Origin of the sequence: Microbacterium sp. Root553 (assembly GCF_001426995.1) — a bacterium.
Lineage (GTDB): Bacteria > Actinomycetota > Actinomycetes > Actinomycetales > Microbacteriaceae > Microbacterium.
On record NZ_LMFY01000001.1, the window covers coordinates 719033 to 736529 of the forward strand.

A 17497-nucleotide genomic window follows, 5' to 3' on the forward strand; every position below is an offset into this window, starting at 1 on the left:
GCCTCCGTGCATCGGTGCCGATGCACGGAGGCGACGGCGCTCCGCTTCCCGAGGCCCGGGCCCTGCTCGAGGTGGCCGACGTCACCTTCGGGTACTCGGCGCGGGCGTCGGCACTTCGCGACATCTCGTTCTCGCTCGCGCCGGGCGAGAGAGTCGGTCTGGTCGGGCCGAACGGCTCGGGCAAGTCGACGCTCATCCGCCTCGTGGCAGACCTGTTGCAGGTGCGACGGGGCAGCGTCACCATCGACGGCCGCCCGAACCACACCCGTGCGTCGCGCGAACAGCTCTGCTACATCGCGAGCAACGACACCCTGCCGCAGTTCCTGACCGGCCGCGAGTACATCGAGCTGATGCATCGTCTCTATCGGACGACTCCCGACGCCGCCGCCGTCGACGACCTGCTCGACCGCTATCAGATGGGTGCGCGGCAGTTCGACCTCATCGAGGACTACTCGCACGGAATGCGCAAGAAGATCCAGCTCGTCTCGGCGCTCTCGCTGGGCAGACCGCTCACGATCATCGACGAGACGCTCAACGGCGTCGACGTCGACGCGCTGTTCGAGTTCGAGATCGATGCCGCCCGCATCGCGGACGACCGGGGACTGCTGCTGTGCAGCCACGACTTCCGCCTCCTCGAGAACGTCTGCGACCGGGTGATCGTGCTGTGCCGGGGCGAGATCGTGTTCGACCTCCCCACCGCACGCGTACTCGACGACGTCGGATCGGTCGACGCGCTGGTCAGGCGGGCGATCGCGATCGCCCGCACGCAGGAATCGCCATGAGGCCGTCGCTGCAGCTGGCCGGCTTCCTCTGGACGTTCCTCGTCCGACGCATCCTCCGCCGCAGCATGCTCCGCATCACGGCCGTCCGCTGGGTTCTCGTCGCCGCAGTCGCGGCGGCGTTCCTGGGCTTCTGCGCGTTCGGGGTGCTCGCCCTGCGACAGCTGATCGTCGAGCCCGAGCAGCTCCCTCCCCTGCTGCGTGTCGTGGGCGTCTCGATACCGCTCTGGGTGCTCACGGCGTTCACCGTCGTGCGGGTGCTGTTCCTGAAGGCCGGCGATCTGATCGAGCTCACCTTCTCCTTCCCGCTGACCAATCGGGCGCGCGGCCTCGGCGTGCTGCTCTTCGAGACGCTGCTCGTCGCGATCGCGGTCACCTTCGCGCTCGGCGCCGTCGTCTCCGGCGCGCTGTCGATCGGCGGCGTCGGCATCCTCGACGACATCCTGACCTGCGTGATCCTGCCGGCGGTCGTCGCCTACCTGCTGACGAGCGTCGCCTACCTGGCGCTCGAGCGACTGCTCCTTCGCATCCGTCTCGCCCGGCTCCGCGCCTTCCTCGTGCCGGTGGTACTCGCGGCCGCCATGGCCGTCGTCTATCTCGGAGTGTCGGCGCAGTCCGAGCCGGTGCTCTTCGCGGCGGTGGGTCAGGGCGACGACTACTTCGCCCCCTCGCTCGTGTTCGCCGACATCGCCGCGGCGCACGGACTGATCGCCGCGCTCTCGGTGTGGGCCCCCTGCGTCGCGCTGCTCATGCTCGCGGTCATCGCGATGGCGCCTCGGCAGTTCGAGCCGACGCGGCGCTTCGCCGTCGTCCCCCGTCTGTTCGGGTCGACGGAGTTCGGCGTCTACTTCTCGGCCCACATCCGGGCGATCGAGACCATCACCGTGATCGGCCTGGCGCTGGCGGGCTCGTACGCCCTCTTCCTCGCGAACGTCCGACTCCCGCCCCTCCTGCTCATCGCCGTCTCGGTGCAGTCCGTCTACTCCTTCGTCTCGACGGAGTCGCTGCGTGCCACCGGGCCACGGCGGCACGGCCCGTCGATGCGCTATCTCCTGATCCTCGGCCCGCAGCTGGCGACGCTCGCGCTGATCGCGGTCCCGATCAGCGCTCTCTCGGCCCTCACCGGAGCGCCCGCCGACGCCATCCTCACCGTCATCGGCTTCGCGGCGTCCAACATCGTCGTCCTGACCCTCGCCGGGATCGCCTTCCCTCCCGAGAAGGGCAACCCGTTCTCCGTGATCGCCGGCGTCGCCATCGCGGGGCTGGTGGTGGGGACGATCATGCTCGGCACGAACCTCCTCGGGCTCCCGGCTCCGTTCACCGTCGGGGTGATGGTCTTCCTCACCCTCCTCTCCGCCGCACTCTCCATCGCAGGGATGGACAGAACAGAAAGGACCGCTCGTCATGAAGTGGTTGTTGAGGACCGCCGTGAGCGCGGTCGGAGCGCTCGTCGTCACCGCGGGGGCGGCGATCGCCACCGCGATCTGGTTGATGTTCGCGGAAGGATCGACGGAGGGCCGACGGCTCGGCTTCTTCGGGGCGGTCTTCGTCGAGGTGCATCCGAGCGCTGACGGGCCCACCCAGTTGGGAGCAGGGCTGAACGACCCGCTGCCGATCATCCTCAGCATCGTCGTGGTGACGGTGTTCATCCTCGCCGTGTTCGCCGTGCACGATGCGCTCGTCGAGCGGCGCAGATACCTTCTCGCCGGGGGTCGGTGAGATGTGGTCGGCCCGTGCCGAGCGAGTCGGCGCGGGCCTCGTCTGCCGCTGGCTTCTCCTCGCGGCATGGCCTCTTCACCTCGCCTTCGGCGCGCTGGTCGCGGCGACCGCCGCCCTCGCCGCCGTCACCGAGCAGACGGGGATAGCGGATGCAGTGGCCGCACTCGCTGTGCAGTACATCCTCGGACTCTGCTGCTCCTTCGGCCTGCACGAGCTCGGGCACCTGGTCGTGCTCTCGCGCGCGGAAGGGGTCACGGCGATCACCCTCGAGCGCACACTCTGGCGGCTGTCGGTCAGCGCGCACGGCCGGATCAGCGGGCGCGATGCGGTTCTCGCGGCTCTCGCCGGGCCCGGCACCTGCGTCGCCGTGGGCGCAGCGCTCCTGCTGCTGGCCCCGCAGTCGCACCTGCACCTCTGGTACCTGGCGCACGCCGTCTTCCTCGTCCCGGTCTTCGGTGATGGGAGAGCCGTGCTCTCCGTCATCCTCTCTCGGCGTGCGGCACGCGGGGTCGCACAGCGAAAGAGGGGCTGACGGAGTCGAGATATATCGTGTTATTCTGACCAAACACGATATATCGTGATCACTCAACACAGGAGAAGCAGACATGACCGAGAAGTGGCTCGTCGCCCCCGGCGAAGAACGCGTGATCGACATCGAGAACGTCACCCGGCTGAAGATCGGCCTGGTCGGCGGTCAGGTCGATGTCATCGCGCACGACGAACCCGGCATCCGCATCGAGGTGCACGGTGTCACCACCAAGGACCTGCGCATCGAGGCGAACGATGGCGAGGTCGAGATCGACCACCCGCAGCTCGGCTGGGACAATTTCCTCGAGGTGTTCCGCAACTTCGGCTCCGGAGGGCCCAAGGCTGAGGTCAGCGTCGCGGTCCCCCGCTCGATCGCCCTGAACCTGGGCGTCGTGAGCGCCGGCGCACTGGTGTCGGGCATCCGCAACGACGCACGGTTGAACACCGTCTCCGGCGACCTCATCGTCGACACCCTGATCGGCGACCTCACGGTCAACTCGGTGTCCGGCGACGTGCAGGTGCGCGGGCTGACCGGATCGATCAGCGCGAACAGCGTCTCGGGCGACGTCGCCGTCACCGGCACCGTCCGTCGCGCGACCGTCGACATCGTGTCCGGCTCGACGCTGGTCGACGCCGCGGGAGACGTCAACACCATCACCGTGAACTCGGTGTCCGGCGGCACCACGGTGCGCCTCGACGAGTCGCTCGCTGCGAACTACGTCATCCGCTCGCTGAGCGGGCGTCTCCTCATCGACGGCGTGGAGCGCAACACGTCGGGCCCCAGCAACTACACGGGATCGACCGGCGAGCTCGCCGGGCGCTTCGTCGACCTGCGCGCCAACTCGGTCTCCGGCGGTGTGACGGTGCTCCGCCGCTCGCCGGCATCCATCACCGACGATGCGGAGTGGGAAGCATGAGTCCTGCGGTCTTCTCGCACGGCGACCTGAGGCTCTACCTCCTCTCGCTGCTCGCCGAGGCGCCCCAGCACGGGTACGGGATCATCCAGGCCCTGACGGACCGCACCGGTGGCACGTACACGCCCAGCGCCGGCACGATCTACCCCCGGCTGGCGAAGCTCGAGGAGGAGGGTCTCGTGAGCAAGACCGTCGACGGTCGCACGACGATCTACGCGATCACGGACGCCGGACGCGCCGAGCTCGCCTCACGAGAAGGCGACCTCGCCGGCATCGAAGCGGGGCTCACCGATTCGGTGCGGCTGATCGCCAACGAGGTGCGCCAGAGCGTCAAGGAGGCCATGAAGAGCCTCCGTGCCGACCTCGCGACCGCGGCGAAGGACGATCGCGCCACATCACCGTCCCGCCCCCGCAGTGCGGGCGACGACGAGCGCTCCCTCACCCGCGAGGAGATGCACCGAGCGGATGCCGTCATCAACGCCTTCCGCGCCCGGGTGCGCACCGACCTGCGCACCCACATCGCGAAGGGCGGCACGTTGCCCGCATCCGTGGTGACGCAGCTCGAGGACGGACTGGACGCCGCCGCCCGCGGCATCACCGTCGCACTCGCCTCGCTGGGGCGCTGACGTACTGCGCGTTTCGTCTCGCTCCGCTCGCTCAACGACCGAGCCCCACCCCGCCCGTTGAGCGAGCGGCCGGGACCCACCCCACCCGTTGAGCGAGGAGCCGGACCCCACCCCACCCGTTGAGCGAGGAGCCGGACCCCACCCCGCTCGTTGAGCGAGGAGCGCAGCGACGAGACGAAACGCGCCTCCTCCTCCGTCCACACCCATCCCGCCCGTTGAGCGAGCGGCCGGGACCCACCCCGCCCGTTGAGCGAGGAGCGCAGCGACGAGACGAAACGCGCCTCCTACTCCGTCCAGATCTCCGGCTGCGTGTCGGGCACGGGTTCCTCGAGCGGGACCACCAGCACGGACCGATGCTGACGATGCGCGAGTCGCGCCGCCACCGAACCCGTGAAGAATTCCCTGATCGATTCGCCGATGCCCCGCTTGCGCGTGCCGACGACGATCAGCTGCGCGTCGAGACGGTGCGCGAGCTGCTTGATGGCGAGGGCGGGATCCCCGACGAGCTGTCTCGCGGTCCAGGTGAGCCCCGATCCGTCGAGCACAGCGGCAGCCTGAGCCTGCACCGCCTCGAACTCGGCCGTCCCCGCGTCGAAGTTGACGTCGATGGGGGCCGAATGCACGTATCCGTCGGGATCCTCGTAGGTGACGAAGCGCGTGACGTCGACATGGGTCACGACGAGCGGCACGCGCAGCAGTCGGGCGTAGCGCGCGGCCTCCTCGATGACTCTGGGCGCCTGGCCCGGTTGCATCCCGACGATGACTGCTTTCTGCAGTGTCGCGTTCTGCGCCGCCTCATCGGCGTGCTCGGCGTTGCTCTCGGTCATGAGGATCGCTCCCTTCACCAGCCTGCAGACGAGCCAGGGCGGTCCGCCCGCGTGCTATTCTGAATGCTACTCTTACCGGCCTTCAGCCGGTGTCGTGAATGACTCGGGCTTTCGTTGCCCGCAGCTTAACTCGTGAGGGGGTCTCGCGCATGGGCCGTGGCCGTCAAAAGGCGAAACACACCAAGATCGCTCGCGAACTGAAGTCATTCAGTCCGTCGGTGAACTACTCGGCGCTCGAACGTGAGCTCGCGCACCCGAGTGACTCGGAAGACGCGTACGTCGACAAGTGGGCCGACGAGTACGCAGACGAAGACGAGGATGAACTAGAGAAGGCCTGATCGCCTCTCCGTTCGACTTCTCCCCCGCACGACCTGCGGGGGTTTCGTCGTACCCGGCGACCGGTTCCCCGTGTACGCGCCCCTCCGAGAGGATGTCCTGATGCCCCGCGTGGTCGCCCTGTACCGCCATCCCCTCAAGGGTTTCACCGCCGAGTCCGTCGAGGAGCTGCACGTGCAGTCCGACGGCAGGGTCGCCGGCGACCGAGTCCTCGCCTTCCGGTTCGCGGACGCAGCGACGCCGGAACGGCGCGACGACGGTCTGGACCATTGGCCGAAGGCGCGGGGTCTCTCACTGCAGGACTTCCCCTCGGTGGCCGCGCTCCGCACCCGATACGACGATGCCTCCGGTCGGGTGCGGATCGAACACGGCGGCGACCTGCTGGTCGAGGCCGGCCTCGACGCCGACGGTCGCACCGCGCTGGCCGAGGCCGTCACCGAGTTCGTCCTCGCCACCCCCGAGGGCCGCAAGCTCTCGCGCCCGGGTCGTCTGCCGCTGGTGCTCGTCGGCGACGGTGAGACGGCGCGTTTCCAGGACCGCGCTCGCGGCTTCATCTCGGTGCACGGACGAGCGAGCACGCTCGCGCTGGGCGGCGCACTCGGGATCGACGTCGACGATCGCCGCTTCCGATCGAACATCGTGATCGACGGCGTCGACGCCTGGGAGGAGCTCGACTGGTCGGGCGAGGTGCGCATCGGCGAGGTGACGCTGCAGACGGAGGGACCCATCGTGCGGTGTCTCGCGACACATGCGAACCCCGACACCGGCATCCGCGACGCCAAGGTGCTCACCACCCTCACCGGCGCCCTCGCTCAGGAGGAGCCGACACTGGGACGCCTGCTGCTTCCCGCGACGACAGAGGGCTCGGTCTCGTCCGGCACGATCAGGCTCGGCGACGAGGTGCGGCTGCCCACCGCGCAGGGAACTCCCGCGCCGGCGTGACCTGGCGGCACCGTCAGGGGCGCGTCACCACCGCCCGTACCGGCGCTCCCAGTCCTCCTCGATCGTCCGTCGCCGACCGGCGACCCATCCCGCGGGGATCACGACGATCAGCACACCGACCAGGACCCACAGGGGGATCACCCAGCTGTCGGTCGCGTCGTGCAGCAGACCGATCAGCAGGGGGAACACGGCCGCGACGGCGTACCCGATGCTCTGCACGAAACCGCTCAGCGCGACGGCGCTCTCGGGGGTGCGGGCACGGATGCTCAGCAGCACCAGCGCGACCGGGAACAGTGCCGGCGCGAGGCCGAACAGCACCACCCAGAGCGGGAGCCCGACGGTCGGGAAGAAGAGGAATCCGACGAGGCCGATCAGTCCCGAGGTGATCGCGAAGAAGAACACCGGTCGCGTCGCCTGGAAGCGCACGATGAGGACGGGGACGATCAGCGAGCACGGCAGCCCCATCAGGCCGAACAGCGACAGCAGCAGCCCTGCGTTCGAGGGCGAGACCCCACCCACGTCGATCATGATGGTGGGCAGCCACGAGAACGAGACGTAGGCCACGGTCGACGACGCCCCGAAGACCAGCGCGATCGACCATGCCAGGGGCAGGCGCCACAGTCGACCGAACACCCGGGGGTTGGCGGGTGACGTGCCGATCGGGCCGGTCGCCAGCGAGGCGGCATCGGTGTCGGCATCCGCATCGGCATCCGCATCCGCATCCGCATCCGCATCCGTCGATGTCGAACCAGCCGCCGGCACGCGCGCTGCGGGGCCGGCCGTGCGGTGAGCGAGCAGCATCGTCACCCACGGCACCAGGGCGATCGCGGCGAACACGCCCCACAGCCCCAGAGACACGCGCCAGCCCGCCGTGTCGGCGATCGGCACGGCGACCAGGGGCGGGACGAACGTCGACACGGCCATCGTGGTCGAGTACACGGTCATCATCAGCCCGAGGCGATCGGGGAAGTACTTCTTGACCAGCGGCGGCAGCAGCACGTTCCCCGAGCCGACGCCCGCGAACACCACGGCGGTGGCGGCGAGGAGCGACGTCGAGTCGACGGCGAGGCTGCGCAGCAGCAGACCGGCCGCGATCAGTGCGATCGCGACGACCGCGACGCGTTCGAGACCGAAACGCCGCTCGAAAAGCGGGGTGAGCAGGCCGAACACGGCGAAGCACACCGGCGGAGCGGCCCCGATGAGGCCGACGACGACCGAGGAGACAGGGAAGTCCTCGGCCACATGGTCGATCACCGGCGACAGCGAGGCGACGGCCGATCGCAGCGAGAACGCGACCAGGACGATGCCGATCAGGGCGAGCGCGCGTCCACGCCACAGCGGCTGCGCACCCGAGGTCACGAGGTCTGCGACCCCTCCACCCACGCGAGGTACTCGTCGGAGACGGTGCCGGTCACATACCGGCCGTCGAAGCAGCTCATGTCGAGATCGTCGAGCACCGACCCCTCGGTGATCGCGGCCTTGAGGTCCTCGACCTCCTGGTAGACCAGGTGGTCGCAGCCCAGTTCGGCGGCGATCTCGGGGATGGTGCGGCCGTGCGCGATGAGCTCGTGACGCGAGGGCATGTTGATGCCGTAGACGTGCGGATACCGCACGGGGGGCGCCGCCGAGGCGAACGTCACCGACGTGGCGCCGGCATCCCTGGCCATCTGGATGATCTCCCTCGAGGTCGTGCCGCGCACGATCGAGTCGTCGATCAGCAGCACGTTCTTGCCCTGGAACTCCGTCGACATGGCGTTGAGCTTCTGCCGCACGCTCTTCTTGCGCACCGCCTGCCCCGGCATGATGAAGGTGCGACCCACGTAACGGTTCTTGTAGAAGCCCTCGCGGTATTCGATGCCCAGCTTGCGAGCGACCTCCATGGCCGCGGGACGCGAGGAATCGGGGATCGGCATGACCACGTCGATCTTGTCCATGGGGACGTGCTTCGCGATGGTGTCGGCGAGCTTGTCGCCCATGCGCAGCCGCGACTCGTAGACCGAGACGCCGTTCATGACCGAGTCGGGACGCGCGAGGTACACGTACTCGAACGCGCACGGCGCGAGAGTGGCATCCTTCGCGCACTGGCGGCTGTGCAGCTCGCCCTCGTTCGTGATGAAGATCGCCTCGCCGGGCTCGATCTCGCGCACGACCTCGTAGTCCGCGTTCTCGAGCACGAGCGACTCGCTGGCCACGACCCACTCGTCGCGCCCCTCCGCTCCGACGACCGTCGAAGGACGACGTCCGAGGATCAGCGGACGGATGCCGAAGGGATCGCGGAACGCCAGCAGACCGTACCCGGCGATCACCGCGATCACCGCGTAGGCGCCCTCGATGCGCTCGTGCGTGCGCTCGACCGCCTCGAAGATCCGCTCGGAGTCGAGGTCGACCGTCGACGTGGTGTTCTGCAGCTCGCCGGCGAGCACGTTGAGCAGCAGCTCGGTGTCGCTGGAGGAGTTGAGGTGGCGGCGGTCGCGCTGGGCCATGTCGGCGGTGAGCTCACGGGTGTTGGTGAGGTTGCCGTTGTGGATGAGGATGATGCCGTACGGCGCGTTCACGTAGAACGGCTGCATCTCCTCCTCGTTCGACGCGGTGCCCTTGGTCGCGTAGCGCACGTGTCCGAGTCCGACGTTGCCCAGCAGCGCGCGCATGTCGCGGGTGCGGAACGCCTCGCGGACCATGCCCTGCGCCTTGGCGTTGTGCATGACGCCGTTCGCCTCAGCGGTGGCGATGCCCGTCGCATCCTGGCCGCGGTGCTGCAGCAGCAGGAGTGCGTCGTAGATGTCCTGATTGACCGGGGCAGAGCCCACCATTCCGACGATGCCGCACATGGACTCTTACTTCGCTCCGTCCGCGTAGGCGCCGATCAGGCGCACCGCTCCGCCGTCGACGCCCTTGGCGCCCTGTTCGAACTCGCCGGACGGGCGGGCTCCGAAGCCCACCGTGCCGACCTGCCATGCGGGCATGCCCTCGGCCGCGAGGGCGGCGATCGCCGCATCCTTCGCATCCGCCGAGATGATCGCGAGGAAGCCGATGCCGAGATTCCAGGTTCCCTCGGCCGACTCCAGCGTCGATCCCGCGATGTCGCTGAGCACCCGGAAGATCGGGCTCGGCGACCACGTGCTGCGATCGACCTCAGCCCAGCTCCCCTGCGGGAGTACGCGTGCGAGGTTGGCAGCGATGCCGCCTCCGGTGACGTGGCTGAGCGCATGCACGCCACCAGTTCCTGAGCCTGTCGAAGGGCCGAGCTTCTCGATGAGACGCAGCAGGGGAAGCGTGTAGAGACGGGTCGGCTCGAGCAGGGCCTCGCCCCACGTCATCCCGAAGTCGGCGGCGTTGTCGCCGTAGCCGATGCCCGCGTTCGTCACGATGTGACGCACGAGCGAGTAGCCGTTGGAGTGCAGACCGCTCGACGCGACCCCGAGGACCACGTCTCCGTCCTGCACGCGATCGGCGCCGAGGATCCCGTCCGCCTCGACGACGCCCGTCGCCGCACCCGCGACGTCGTAGTCGCGCGGCCCGAGGAGCCCGGGGTGCTCGGCGGTCTCTCCGCCGACGAGCGCGGTGCCCGTCGCGGCGCACGCCTCGGCGATACCGCGCACGATGTCGGCGATGCGCTGCGGGAAGACCTTGCCGCAGGCGATGTAATCGGTCATGAAGAGCGGCTTCGCTCCCACCACGACGATGTCGTCGACGACCATGCCGACCAGGTCCTGCCCGATCGTGTCGTGCTTGTCGATGGCCTGCGCGATGGCGACCTTGGTACCGACGCCGTCGGTACTGGTGGCGAGCAGCGGTCGGCGGAAGTCGCGCAGCGCGCTGGCGTCGAACAGGCCGGCGAATCCGCCCACACCGCCCAGCACTTCAGGACCGTGCGTCGCGCGCACGGACGACTTCATCAGCTCGACGGCGAGATCACCTGCAGCGGTGTCGACGCCGGCTTCGGAATAGGGATTGGTGGGGGAGGCAGCCACCCCTCCAGCCTAGCGCCCGGCAGGCGACGGGTCTCACCAGGAGCCATCGTCCGGATGTGATCCTGCGCCTCTCCATCATTCCCCGTCACTCGACCGCGGATGTTGGACGCTTCCGCCGTCGACACTGCCGTGATGACGTGAGCGTCTCCTACGATGGGGCCATGGCCGACAAGCCGCAGTGGTTGATCCGCGAGGACGCGAGCGTTCCCGTCCTCGTCGCGCTCGCGCTGCGGCAGTCGCTCGGCATCCGGGTTCCCGAAGACCTCCCGAGCCTGCGCGACCTGCCGGTGCGCGCGCCGGATGCCGCCGAGGTCACACCGAGCCTCGAGAAGCAATGGCGCGAGTACTGGGACATGACGGTCGAGCCCAGGGCGCATCCCTCGGGGGTGCCTCTCGAGCTCGTCGAAGGGTTCGACACGCTCGTCGCCCTCCCCGCGACCGGCGCCGAGGAGCTGACCGCGGCGATCGCACCGCAGGCCGATTCCGCCCTGCACTTCGCACGCGTGGCGCACGACAGGTACGTCGCCTCGATCCGCAGCTCGATGGGGAGCCGCTCGACGGGCGGCACCATCGGCGGCGACGCGTACCGCGCCTACGCGAGCGCCATCGCCGAGTTCGAGCGCGACGTCGGTCGGCGGGCGCACTCGTTCGAGCTCAACGTTCAGGTGCTGCCGTTCTCGCAGCGGGGCATCTGGTGGGTCGGCGCCCTGACGGTCGCGGTGACCGACGGCCTGCGACGCGACGTGGTGTCGTTCGACGCGGCGATCCGACCGATCATCGCGGAGCTGGCCTGATCCGCGAGGCGGGTGTCAGTCGCTCTCGATGATCGTCTCGTGCTCGACGTGCACGACCCGGTCGTGCCGACGCGCCGTGCGCTCGAGGATGAGGGCCACGACGCTGCCGAGCGCGAAGCCGATCGGCACCGTCCACAGCAGCAGGAAGCCGAAGACCTGGCCCGGAGGGTAGACGACGTTGACAGCGTCGGACGGCTCGTAGCTGCCCACCATCGTGAGGATGCCGGCGGCGATGATGCCGAGCACGACGCCGATGCCCATGAACACGCCGAAGCGCGGCACACGGCGGACGGTCGCCTCGACCGTCTGGGGGGAATCGGGGGAGGACATGAGTCCATTGTCCCACCGTTGGCGACCTCGCGCGGCCGCCTGCGGAGAGGGATTCTGCTCGGGCAACGGGGTGTCCGGCTCAGGCCAGAGGTTCTGCGCGGGCAACGCGGTGCCGCTCAGGCATCGAGCGCGGCTCAGGCCACGAGTTCTGCGGAGGCAGCGCGCTGCCGCTCTCATCGCCCGACGCGAACGAGCACGACTCCGGCGGACGTCAGGGGCGCAGCGGGAGCACGTCAGCGAGGTCGGCCCGTGTGCCCGAGGCACTGACGCGGCCCGAGGACGCCGCATCCGCCCAGTGCTCCGCACCCGTCGCGACGGCGATCCAGGTCGCGGCATCCATCTCGACGACGTTCGGGGGCGTTCCCCGTGTGTGCCGGGGCCCCTGGATCACCTGCACCGCGCCGAACGGCGGCACCCGTACCTCGACGCTGTTGCCCGGAGCCTTCTCATCGAGCAGCTGCAGCAGGTAGCGCACCGCCGTGGCCAGAGCCGTGCGCGCCGGCTTCTCGCCCGCAGCATCCGCTCCTCGCACCGCGTCGAGGGCCGCGCGGCCGTCGATGATGTCGATCTTCCTCGGAGGCATGTGCCCAGGCTACGCCGCGCGCACCGCCGCACCCGGCGCCCACGGGAATATGCTCGAGGCGATGAGCCAGACCTCCGATGCCCTGCCCGGCGCACGCGCCGAGCTGCTGGCCGCCGCCCGGAGTGCGGATGCCTGGGCTCGCCCCTTCCCGCCGATCGTCGGCCCCGCCCACGCGGCGTCCGTACTGGTGCTGTTCGGCCGACTCGACAGCATCCCGGCGCGGACCGATGAGCTGACGGTCGCCGCCGACCTCGATGTGCTGCTGCAACGCCGGGCCGCGACCCTGTCGTCGCATCCGGGGCAGGTGTCGTTCCCGGGTGGTCGGCGCGAGGAGCAGGATGCGGATGCCGTGGCCACGGCCCTCCGCGAGGCCGAGGAGGAGACGGGTCTGGATCCCTCGGGTGTCGACGTGCTCGCGACGCTGGCCGAGCTTCCGCTGGCGGCGAGCAATCATGTGGTGACACCGGTGCTGGGGTGGTGGCGCTCACCGTCACGCGTCGCGGCGGTGGATCATGCCGAGACGGTCGACGTGTTCCGGGTGCCGGTGGCGCAGCTGCTCGACCCCGCGACCCGGTTCACCTCGACGCTGCACCGGCTGGGGCGCACCTGGAAGGGCCCCGCCTTCGACGTCGACGGGACGATCGTGTGGGGGTTCACCGCGATGGTGCTCGACGCGCTGTTCGACGCGACCGGGTGGACGCGGGAGTGGGATCGGTCGCTCGAGCGCCCGATCGACCTCTGAGTCCTCGCCTCGCCTCTTTCACGTTCACGATTCAGCACCGATGCGCTCGCCGGCCGCGAATGTGTCCGGTCCAGGCCCCGTGCACGGTTCTGTGCTGAGTCCTGCACGCGCTCGCATCCCGCCGAAACCCGCGCGCGGGCCTCGGTAGTCTGGAGGCGTGAAGATTCTCGTCCTCGGTTCCGGTGCCCGTGAGCACGCGATCATCCTCGCTCTGCGAGCAGAGAAGGCGGAGCACGAGGTCTTCGTCGCCCCCGGCAACGCGGGCATGGCGCACGACGCGATCCCCGTCACGCTCGACGTGCTCGACGGCGCCGCGGTGACCACCTTCGCCAACGAGCAGGGCATCGACCTCGTCGTCATCGGCCCCGAGGCCCCGCTGGTCGCCGGCGTCGCCGACGTGCTTCGCGCGCACGGGATCCCGGTGTTCGGCCCCGGGAAGGCGGCGGCTCAGCTCGAGGGGTCGAAGTCGTTCGCGAAGCGGATCATGGATGCCGCGGGCGTGCCCACCGGTCGCGCGGTCCGCGCCACCACCAGCGCAGAGGTCGAGGCCGCGTTCGACGACCTCGGCGCCCCCTACGTGGTGAAGGCCGACGGTCTCGCGGCGGGCAAGGGCGTCATCGTCACATCCGATCGGGGCGACGCGCTCGCCCACGCCGAGAACTACCTGCCGTCCGGCCCCGTGCTGATCGAGGAGTTCCTCTCCGGCCCCGAGGTGTCGCTCTTCTTCCTCAGCGACGGCGACACCGTGCGCGCGCTCAGCCCCGCGCAGGACTTCAAGCGGGCGCTCGACGGCGACGAAGGCCCCAACACCGGCGGGATGGGCGCGTACTCGCCTCTCCCCTGGCTCGCCGACGACTTCGGCAGCGAGCAGGCATTCGTCGAGGAGGTCACCCGCGACGTCGCGCTGCCGGTGATCCGTCAGCTCGACAGCGAGGGCACCCCGTTCATCGGCCTGCTCTACGCGGGGCTCATCCTCACGCCGGCCGGCGTGCGCGTGATCGAGTTCAACGCACGGTTCGGCGACCCCGAGACACAGATCGTGCTGCCGCGGCTGACGACCCCACTGTCGGAACTGCTGTTCGCCGCGGCATCCGGCACTCTCGAAGACCAGCCCGAGCCGGTCTTCAGCGACGACGTCGCCATCACCGTCGTGCTCGCGAGCGAGGGCTACCCCGACGCACCGCAGACCGGCCGCCCGATCGAGGGCCTGGCCGACGCCGCGGCCGTCGAGGGGGTGCGTCTCGTGCACGCCGCGACCGCGAGCCCGGACGCCCCCGGCGGATCCCTCATCGCGACCGGTGGCCGCGTGCTGAACGTCGTCGCCGTGGCGGCGGACTTCCCCACCGCCCGCGAGCGCGCGTACGAGGCCATCGGCCGGATCACGCTCGAGGGGTCGCACTTCCGTACCGACATCGCCGCCCGCGTCGCGGAGTAGACCGGGCCCGGGGCCGCTGTCCGGGAGCAGAAGAAGGCCCTCGTCCGGGAACCGGGCGAGGGCCTTCGTCACAGGTGAGGACTCAGAGCACCTTCGAGAGGAAGTCCTTCAGCCGCTCGTTCTTCGGAGCGCCGAACAGCTCGGCGGGCGTCGCCTCTTCGACGACGACTCCGTCGTCCATGAACACGGTGCGGCCGGAGACCTCGCGCGCGAAGCCCATCTCGTGGGTCACCAGCACCATCGTCATCCCGCCGGAGGCGAGGTCGCGGATGACCTGCAGCACCTCGCCGACCATCTCGGGGTCGAGCGCGCTGGTCGCCTCGTCGAAGAGCATGATCTCGGGGTCCATCGCGAGCGCACGGGCGATCGCCACGCGCTGCTTCTGACCGCCGGAGAGGGATGCCGGCTTCGCATCCGCCTTCTCGGTCAGGCCGACCCTCTCGAGCAGCGCCATCCCCCGCTCGCGGGCCTTCGCCTTCGAGAACTTGCCCAGCTCGATCGGGGCGAGGGTGATGTTCTCGAGCACCGTCATGTGCGGGAAGAGGTTGAAGTGCTGGAACACCATGCCGATGCGCTGGCGCACCTCGTCGAGCTTGACGCTCTTGTCGGTGAGGTCGACACCGTCGATGACGACCTTGCCCGACGTCGGCTCCTCGAGCTTGTTGAGGCAGCGCAGCAGCGTCGACTTGCCCGAACCCGACGGCCCGATGACGGCGACGACCTCGCCGTCCTCCACCGTGAGGTCGATGCCCTTGAGCACCTCGTTCTGACCGAAGGACTTGTGCAGGTTCTGCACGGCGATCTTGCTCATGCGTTGAACTTCCTCTCGAGGCGGTTCGCGAGCAGCGTCAGCAGCGTGATCACGACGAAGTAGATGATGGCGACGATGGTCAGCACCTGCGCCGACAGGTACGTCGAGGCGATGATCTGACGCGACTGGAAGGTCAGCTCGGCGAGCCCGATGACGCTGATCAACGACGTGTCCTTGAGCGTGATGATGCCCTGGTTCACGAACGACGGGATCATGATGCGGAAGGCCTGCGGGAGCACGACCTTCTGCATGGTCTTCCAGTGGCCGAGACCGAGCGAGCGCGATGCCTCGTTCTGACCGGGATCGACGGCCTGGATGCCACCGCGGATGATCTCGGTCATGTAGGCGCCGGTGTTCAGGGACAGCGTGATCGCACCCGCGACGAACGGGTCGAACGTGAGCCCGGGGAACAGCTGCGGGATCGCGAAGAACACGAAGAAGGCCTGCACGAGGATCGGTGTTCCTCGGAACACGAACACGTAGGCGGTGGCGAGCCAGCGGAACGGCAGGAACTTCGAGATGCGACCGAAGCCGAAGACGATGCCGAGGATGAACGCGGCGACGAGGGCCACGAGCGTCGCGAGGATCGTGAGCCCGAGACCGCTCATCAGCGCGGGCCAGTACTTGACCGCGACCGAGATGATGTCGGTCGGCTGCGTGGTCGTCTCGCCGGCGCTCAGGTACGTGTCGACGATCTCGTCGTACTCGCCAGACTCCTGGAGGTTCGCGAGGCCGGCGTTGAACTTCTCGATCAGCTCGGGGTTCATGCCCTTGTTGACGGCGAAGCCGTATTCCCCGCCGAGTTCGGGTTCGCCGATCAGACGGAAGCCCGAGCCCTGCTGGATGCCGTACGCGAGCACGGGGAAGTCCTCGAAGTAGCCGACCGCCTGGCCGGCCTTGACGGCATCGACCATGTCGGTCGTGTCGGAGTACGGGGTGATCCGGTAGCCGAACTCATCCTGGTTGTCCTCGGCGAAGGTCTGCCCCTGGGTGCCGGTCTTGACCGCCACGGCCTTGCCGTCGAGGTCGTCGAGCGACTGGATGTCGCTGGCTTCGAGCACGCCGAGCTGGACGCCGCTGGTGAAGTAGGGGTCACTGAAATCGAACGTCTGCTGGCGGTCTTCGGTGATCGACATGCCCGCCATGACGCCGTCGACCTGATTCGACTGCAGGGCCTGCAGAGCGGCGTCGAATCCGAGCTGGCGGATCTCGACCTCGAAGCCCTGATCCTCGGCGATCGCTCGGAGCAGATCCATGTCGATGCCGACGAGGTCGCCGTTCTCGTCGGTGAACTCGAACGGCGCGAACGTCGTGTCAGTGCCGATGACGTAGGTCTCACCGGTGGTGTCGGCGGATGCCGCGGTCGCACCGCCGAGCAGCGCACCGGCGGCGATGAACGCCGTGAGCGCCATCGCTCCGACGGTTCGTCCGAGCGTGCGCAGACGCGCGGACGCAGGAGAGGGATGTGGGATCACGACGGATGCTCCTCGGATCGGGTGGGCGGCAGGACACTGCCACCGGGATGGTCGTCGACGATCAACCCTAACCGGGGACGGCGTGTCGCCGCGTCCGCGAGCGCTCGGGACGGCCTCCGGCTAGAGCGAGATCCAGTACCGGCGAACCGGGGTGTCGCCGTGCTCGGGCACGACGCGGACGTCCTGCAGCATCCCGCCCGCACTCTCGATCGTGCGGAAGGATCCGATGTTGTCGTCATCGCAGGTCACCATGACCCGTTCGAGTCCGATCTCGCGCGCCCGATCGAGGCCGAGGCGCAGCGCAGCCGAGGCGTAGCCCTGACGTCGCCGGGACTCCCGCACGGAATAGCCGATGTGACCGCCCACCTCCCGCAGGTGGTCGTTGAGCTCGTGACGGAACGACAGGAAACCGACGACCTCGCCGTCATCGACGACCCAGTACAGGTCGTTGTGCACGATGTCGTCGGGCAACGGCGCCGAGGTGTCGGCCCAGAGAGTCGACTTCTCGATCAGGGCGTCCAGCGTCGCCCGGTCAGGGGTGACCGGTGCCCGCAGACCCGATCCGTCGACATGACCGTCACCGAATTCGGAGACAGCGGCAGCCCAGGAGTCGAACAGGGATGCGGAGGGTCTCAGGAGCTCGATCGTCATGCCCGATGACATCACAGCGGGCATGATCGTCGCA

At 69.0% G+C, this 17497-nt stretch carries 20 protein-coding genes; 11 read left to right on the forward strand and 9 right to left on the reverse strand.

Features of this window, described 5'->3' with window-relative positions:
* Positions 1-20 precede the first annotated feature (20 nt).
* From ASD43_RS03175 to ASD43_RS03195, 6 genes are all read left to right on the forward strand, one after another.
* Positions 21-782 (forward strand): ATP-binding cassette domain-containing protein, encoded by a 762-nt coding sequence (locus tag ASD43_RS03175; protein ID WP_235564148.1) that lies wholly within the window; start codon positions 21-23, stop codon positions 780-782.
* Positions 779-2350, forward strand: a complete 1572-nt coding sequence (locus ASD43_RS03180) for a hypothetical protein (protein ID WP_056413479.1) — start codon at positions 779-781, stop codon at positions 2348-2350. The genes ASD43_RS03175 and ASD43_RS03180 overlap by 4 nt, the downstream gene beginning before the upstream one ends.
* On the forward strand, positions 2334-2498 hold the full coding sequence (locus ASD43_RS17145; RefSeq protein ID WP_157550753.1) for a hypothetical protein: 165 nt from the start codon (positions 2334-2336) through the stop codon (positions 2496-2498). Before ASD43_RS03180 ends, ASD43_RS17145 begins: the two co-directional genes overlap by 17 nt.
* 1 nt (position 2499) lies before the next feature.
* On the forward strand, positions 2500-3030 hold the full coding sequence (locus ASD43_RS03185; RefSeq protein WP_056413482.1) for a hypothetical protein: 531 nt from the start codon (positions 2500-2502) through the stop codon (positions 3028-3030).
* Positions 3031-3103: 73 nt separating this feature from the next.
* Entirely contained in the window at positions 3104-3943 is an 840-nt protein-coding gene (locus ASD43_RS03190; protein WP_056413485.1) for a DUF4097 family beta strand repeat-containing protein, read from the forward strand.
* Positions 3940-4566 (forward strand): PadR family transcriptional regulator, encoded by a 627-nt coding sequence (locus ASD43_RS03195; RefSeq protein WP_056413489.1) that lies wholly within the window; start codon positions 3940-3942, stop codon positions 4564-4566. Before ASD43_RS03190 ends, ASD43_RS03195 begins: the two co-directional genes overlap by 4 nt.
* A 284-nt stretch (positions 4567-4850) precedes the next feature.
* Here the strand turns inward: ASD43_RS03195 and ASD43_RS03200 are convergent, their stop codons facing one another.
* A complete protein-coding gene (locus ASD43_RS03200) occupies positions 4851-5393 on the reverse strand; it encodes a universal stress protein (protein WP_056418976.1) in 543 nt (180 codons plus the stop codon).
* A gap of 149 nt (positions 5394-5542) precedes the next feature.
* Between ASD43_RS03200 and ASD43_RS03205 the strand changes: the two genes are divergently transcribed.
* Together ASD43_RS03205 and ASD43_RS03210 are read left to right on the forward strand one after the other, a co-directional pair.
* Complete coding sequence (locus ASD43_RS03205) at positions 5543-5731, forward strand: DUF3073 domain-containing protein (RefSeq protein WP_045254362.1); 189 nt, start codon at positions 5543-5545, stop codon at positions 5729-5731.
* A gap of 100 nt (positions 5732-5831) precedes the next feature.
* Positions 5832-6671 (forward strand): MOSC domain-containing protein, encoded by an 840-nt coding sequence (locus ASD43_RS03210; protein WP_056413491.1) that lies wholly within the window; start codon positions 5832-5834, stop codon positions 6669-6671.
* A 24-nt stretch (positions 6672-6695) separates the two neighbouring features.
* Here ASD43_RS03210 and ASD43_RS03215 read toward each other — a convergent pair whose 3' ends face one another.
* Genes ASD43_RS03215 through purM form a run of 3 tightly spaced genes read right to left on the reverse strand, consistent with a single transcriptional unit; the run spans position 6696 to position 10642 of the window.
* The gene (locus tag ASD43_RS03215; protein WP_235564005.1) at positions 6696-8054 is read right to left on the reverse strand and encodes an MFS transporter; all 1359 of its coding nucleotides are present in this window, start codon (positions 8052-8054) and stop codon (positions 6696-6698) included.
* Positions 8027-9499 carry an amidophosphoribosyltransferase gene (purF, locus tag ASD43_RS03220; RefSeq protein WP_056413495.1) on the reverse strand — a complete coding sequence of 491 codons (1473 nt, stop codon included), beginning with the start codon at positions 9497-9499 and terminating at the stop codon, positions 8027-8029. Before purF ends, ASD43_RS03215 begins: the two co-directional genes overlap by 28 nt.
* A 6-nt stretch (positions 9500-9505) precedes the next feature.
* Positions 9506-10642 (reverse strand): phosphoribosylformylglycinamidine cyclo-ligase, encoded by a 1137-nt coding sequence (gene purM, locus ASD43_RS03225; protein WP_056413497.1) that lies wholly within the window; start codon positions 10640-10642, stop codon positions 9506-9508.
* A 161-nt stretch (positions 10643-10803) separates the two neighbouring features.
* Between purM and ASD43_RS03230 the strand changes: the two genes are divergently transcribed.
* A complete protein-coding gene (locus tag ASD43_RS03230) occupies positions 10804-11436 on the forward strand; it encodes a hypothetical protein (protein WP_056413500.1) in 633 nt (210 codons plus the stop codon).
* 15 nt (positions 11437-11451) lie between these two features.
* On the opposite strand, the gene ASD43_RS03235 is transcribed toward ASD43_RS03230, so the two are convergent.
* Together ASD43_RS03235 and ASD43_RS03240 are read right to left on the reverse strand one after the other, a co-directional pair.
* The gene (locus ASD43_RS03235; protein ID WP_056413504.1) at positions 11452-11766 is read right to left on the reverse strand and encodes a hypothetical protein; all 315 of its coding nucleotides are present in this window, start codon (positions 11764-11766) and stop codon (positions 11452-11454) included.
* A gap of 211 nt (positions 11767-11977) precedes the next feature.
* Positions 11978-12349, reverse strand: a complete 372-nt coding sequence (locus ASD43_RS03240) for a sterol carrier family protein (RefSeq protein ID WP_056413508.1) — start codon at positions 12347-12349, stop codon at positions 11978-11980.
* 61 nt (positions 12350-12410) lie between these two features.
* On the opposite strand from ASD43_RS03240, the gene ASD43_RS03245 reads away from it, so the two are divergent.
* Positions 12411-13091 carry an NUDIX hydrolase gene (locus tag ASD43_RS03245; RefSeq protein ID WP_056418983.1) on the forward strand — a complete coding sequence of 227 codons (681 nt, stop codon included), beginning with the start codon at positions 12411-12413 and terminating at the stop codon, positions 13089-13091.
* A gap of 157 nt (positions 13092-13248) precedes the next feature.
* A complete protein-coding gene (gene purD, locus ASD43_RS03250; protein WP_056413511.1) occupies positions 13249-14526 on the forward strand; it encodes a phosphoribosylamine--glycine ligase in 1278 nt (425 codons plus the stop codon).
* Between the two features lie 82 nt (positions 14527-14608).
* On the opposite strand, the gene ASD43_RS03255 is transcribed toward purD, so the two are convergent.
* The 3 genes from ASD43_RS03255 to ASD43_RS03265 all read right to left on the reverse strand — a co-directional run bounded on the left by ASD43_RS03255 (position 14609) and on the right by ASD43_RS03265 (position 17463).
* Complete coding sequence (locus tag ASD43_RS03255) at positions 14609-15337, reverse strand: amino acid ABC transporter ATP-binding protein (RefSeq protein WP_056413514.1); 729 nt, start codon at positions 15335-15337, stop codon at positions 14609-14611.
* Positions 15334-16812, reverse strand: a complete 1479-nt coding sequence (locus tag ASD43_RS03260) for an amino acid ABC transporter substrate-binding protein/permease (protein WP_157550756.1) — start codon at positions 16810-16812, stop codon at positions 15334-15336. Before ASD43_RS03260 ends, ASD43_RS03255 begins: the two co-directional genes overlap by 4 nt.
* A 120-nt stretch (positions 16813-16932) precedes the next feature.
* Entirely contained in the window at positions 16933-17463 is a 531-nt protein-coding gene (locus ASD43_RS03265) for a GNAT family N-acetyltransferase (RefSeq protein WP_056418990.1), read from the reverse strand.
* Positions 17464-17497 lie beyond the last annotated feature (34 nt).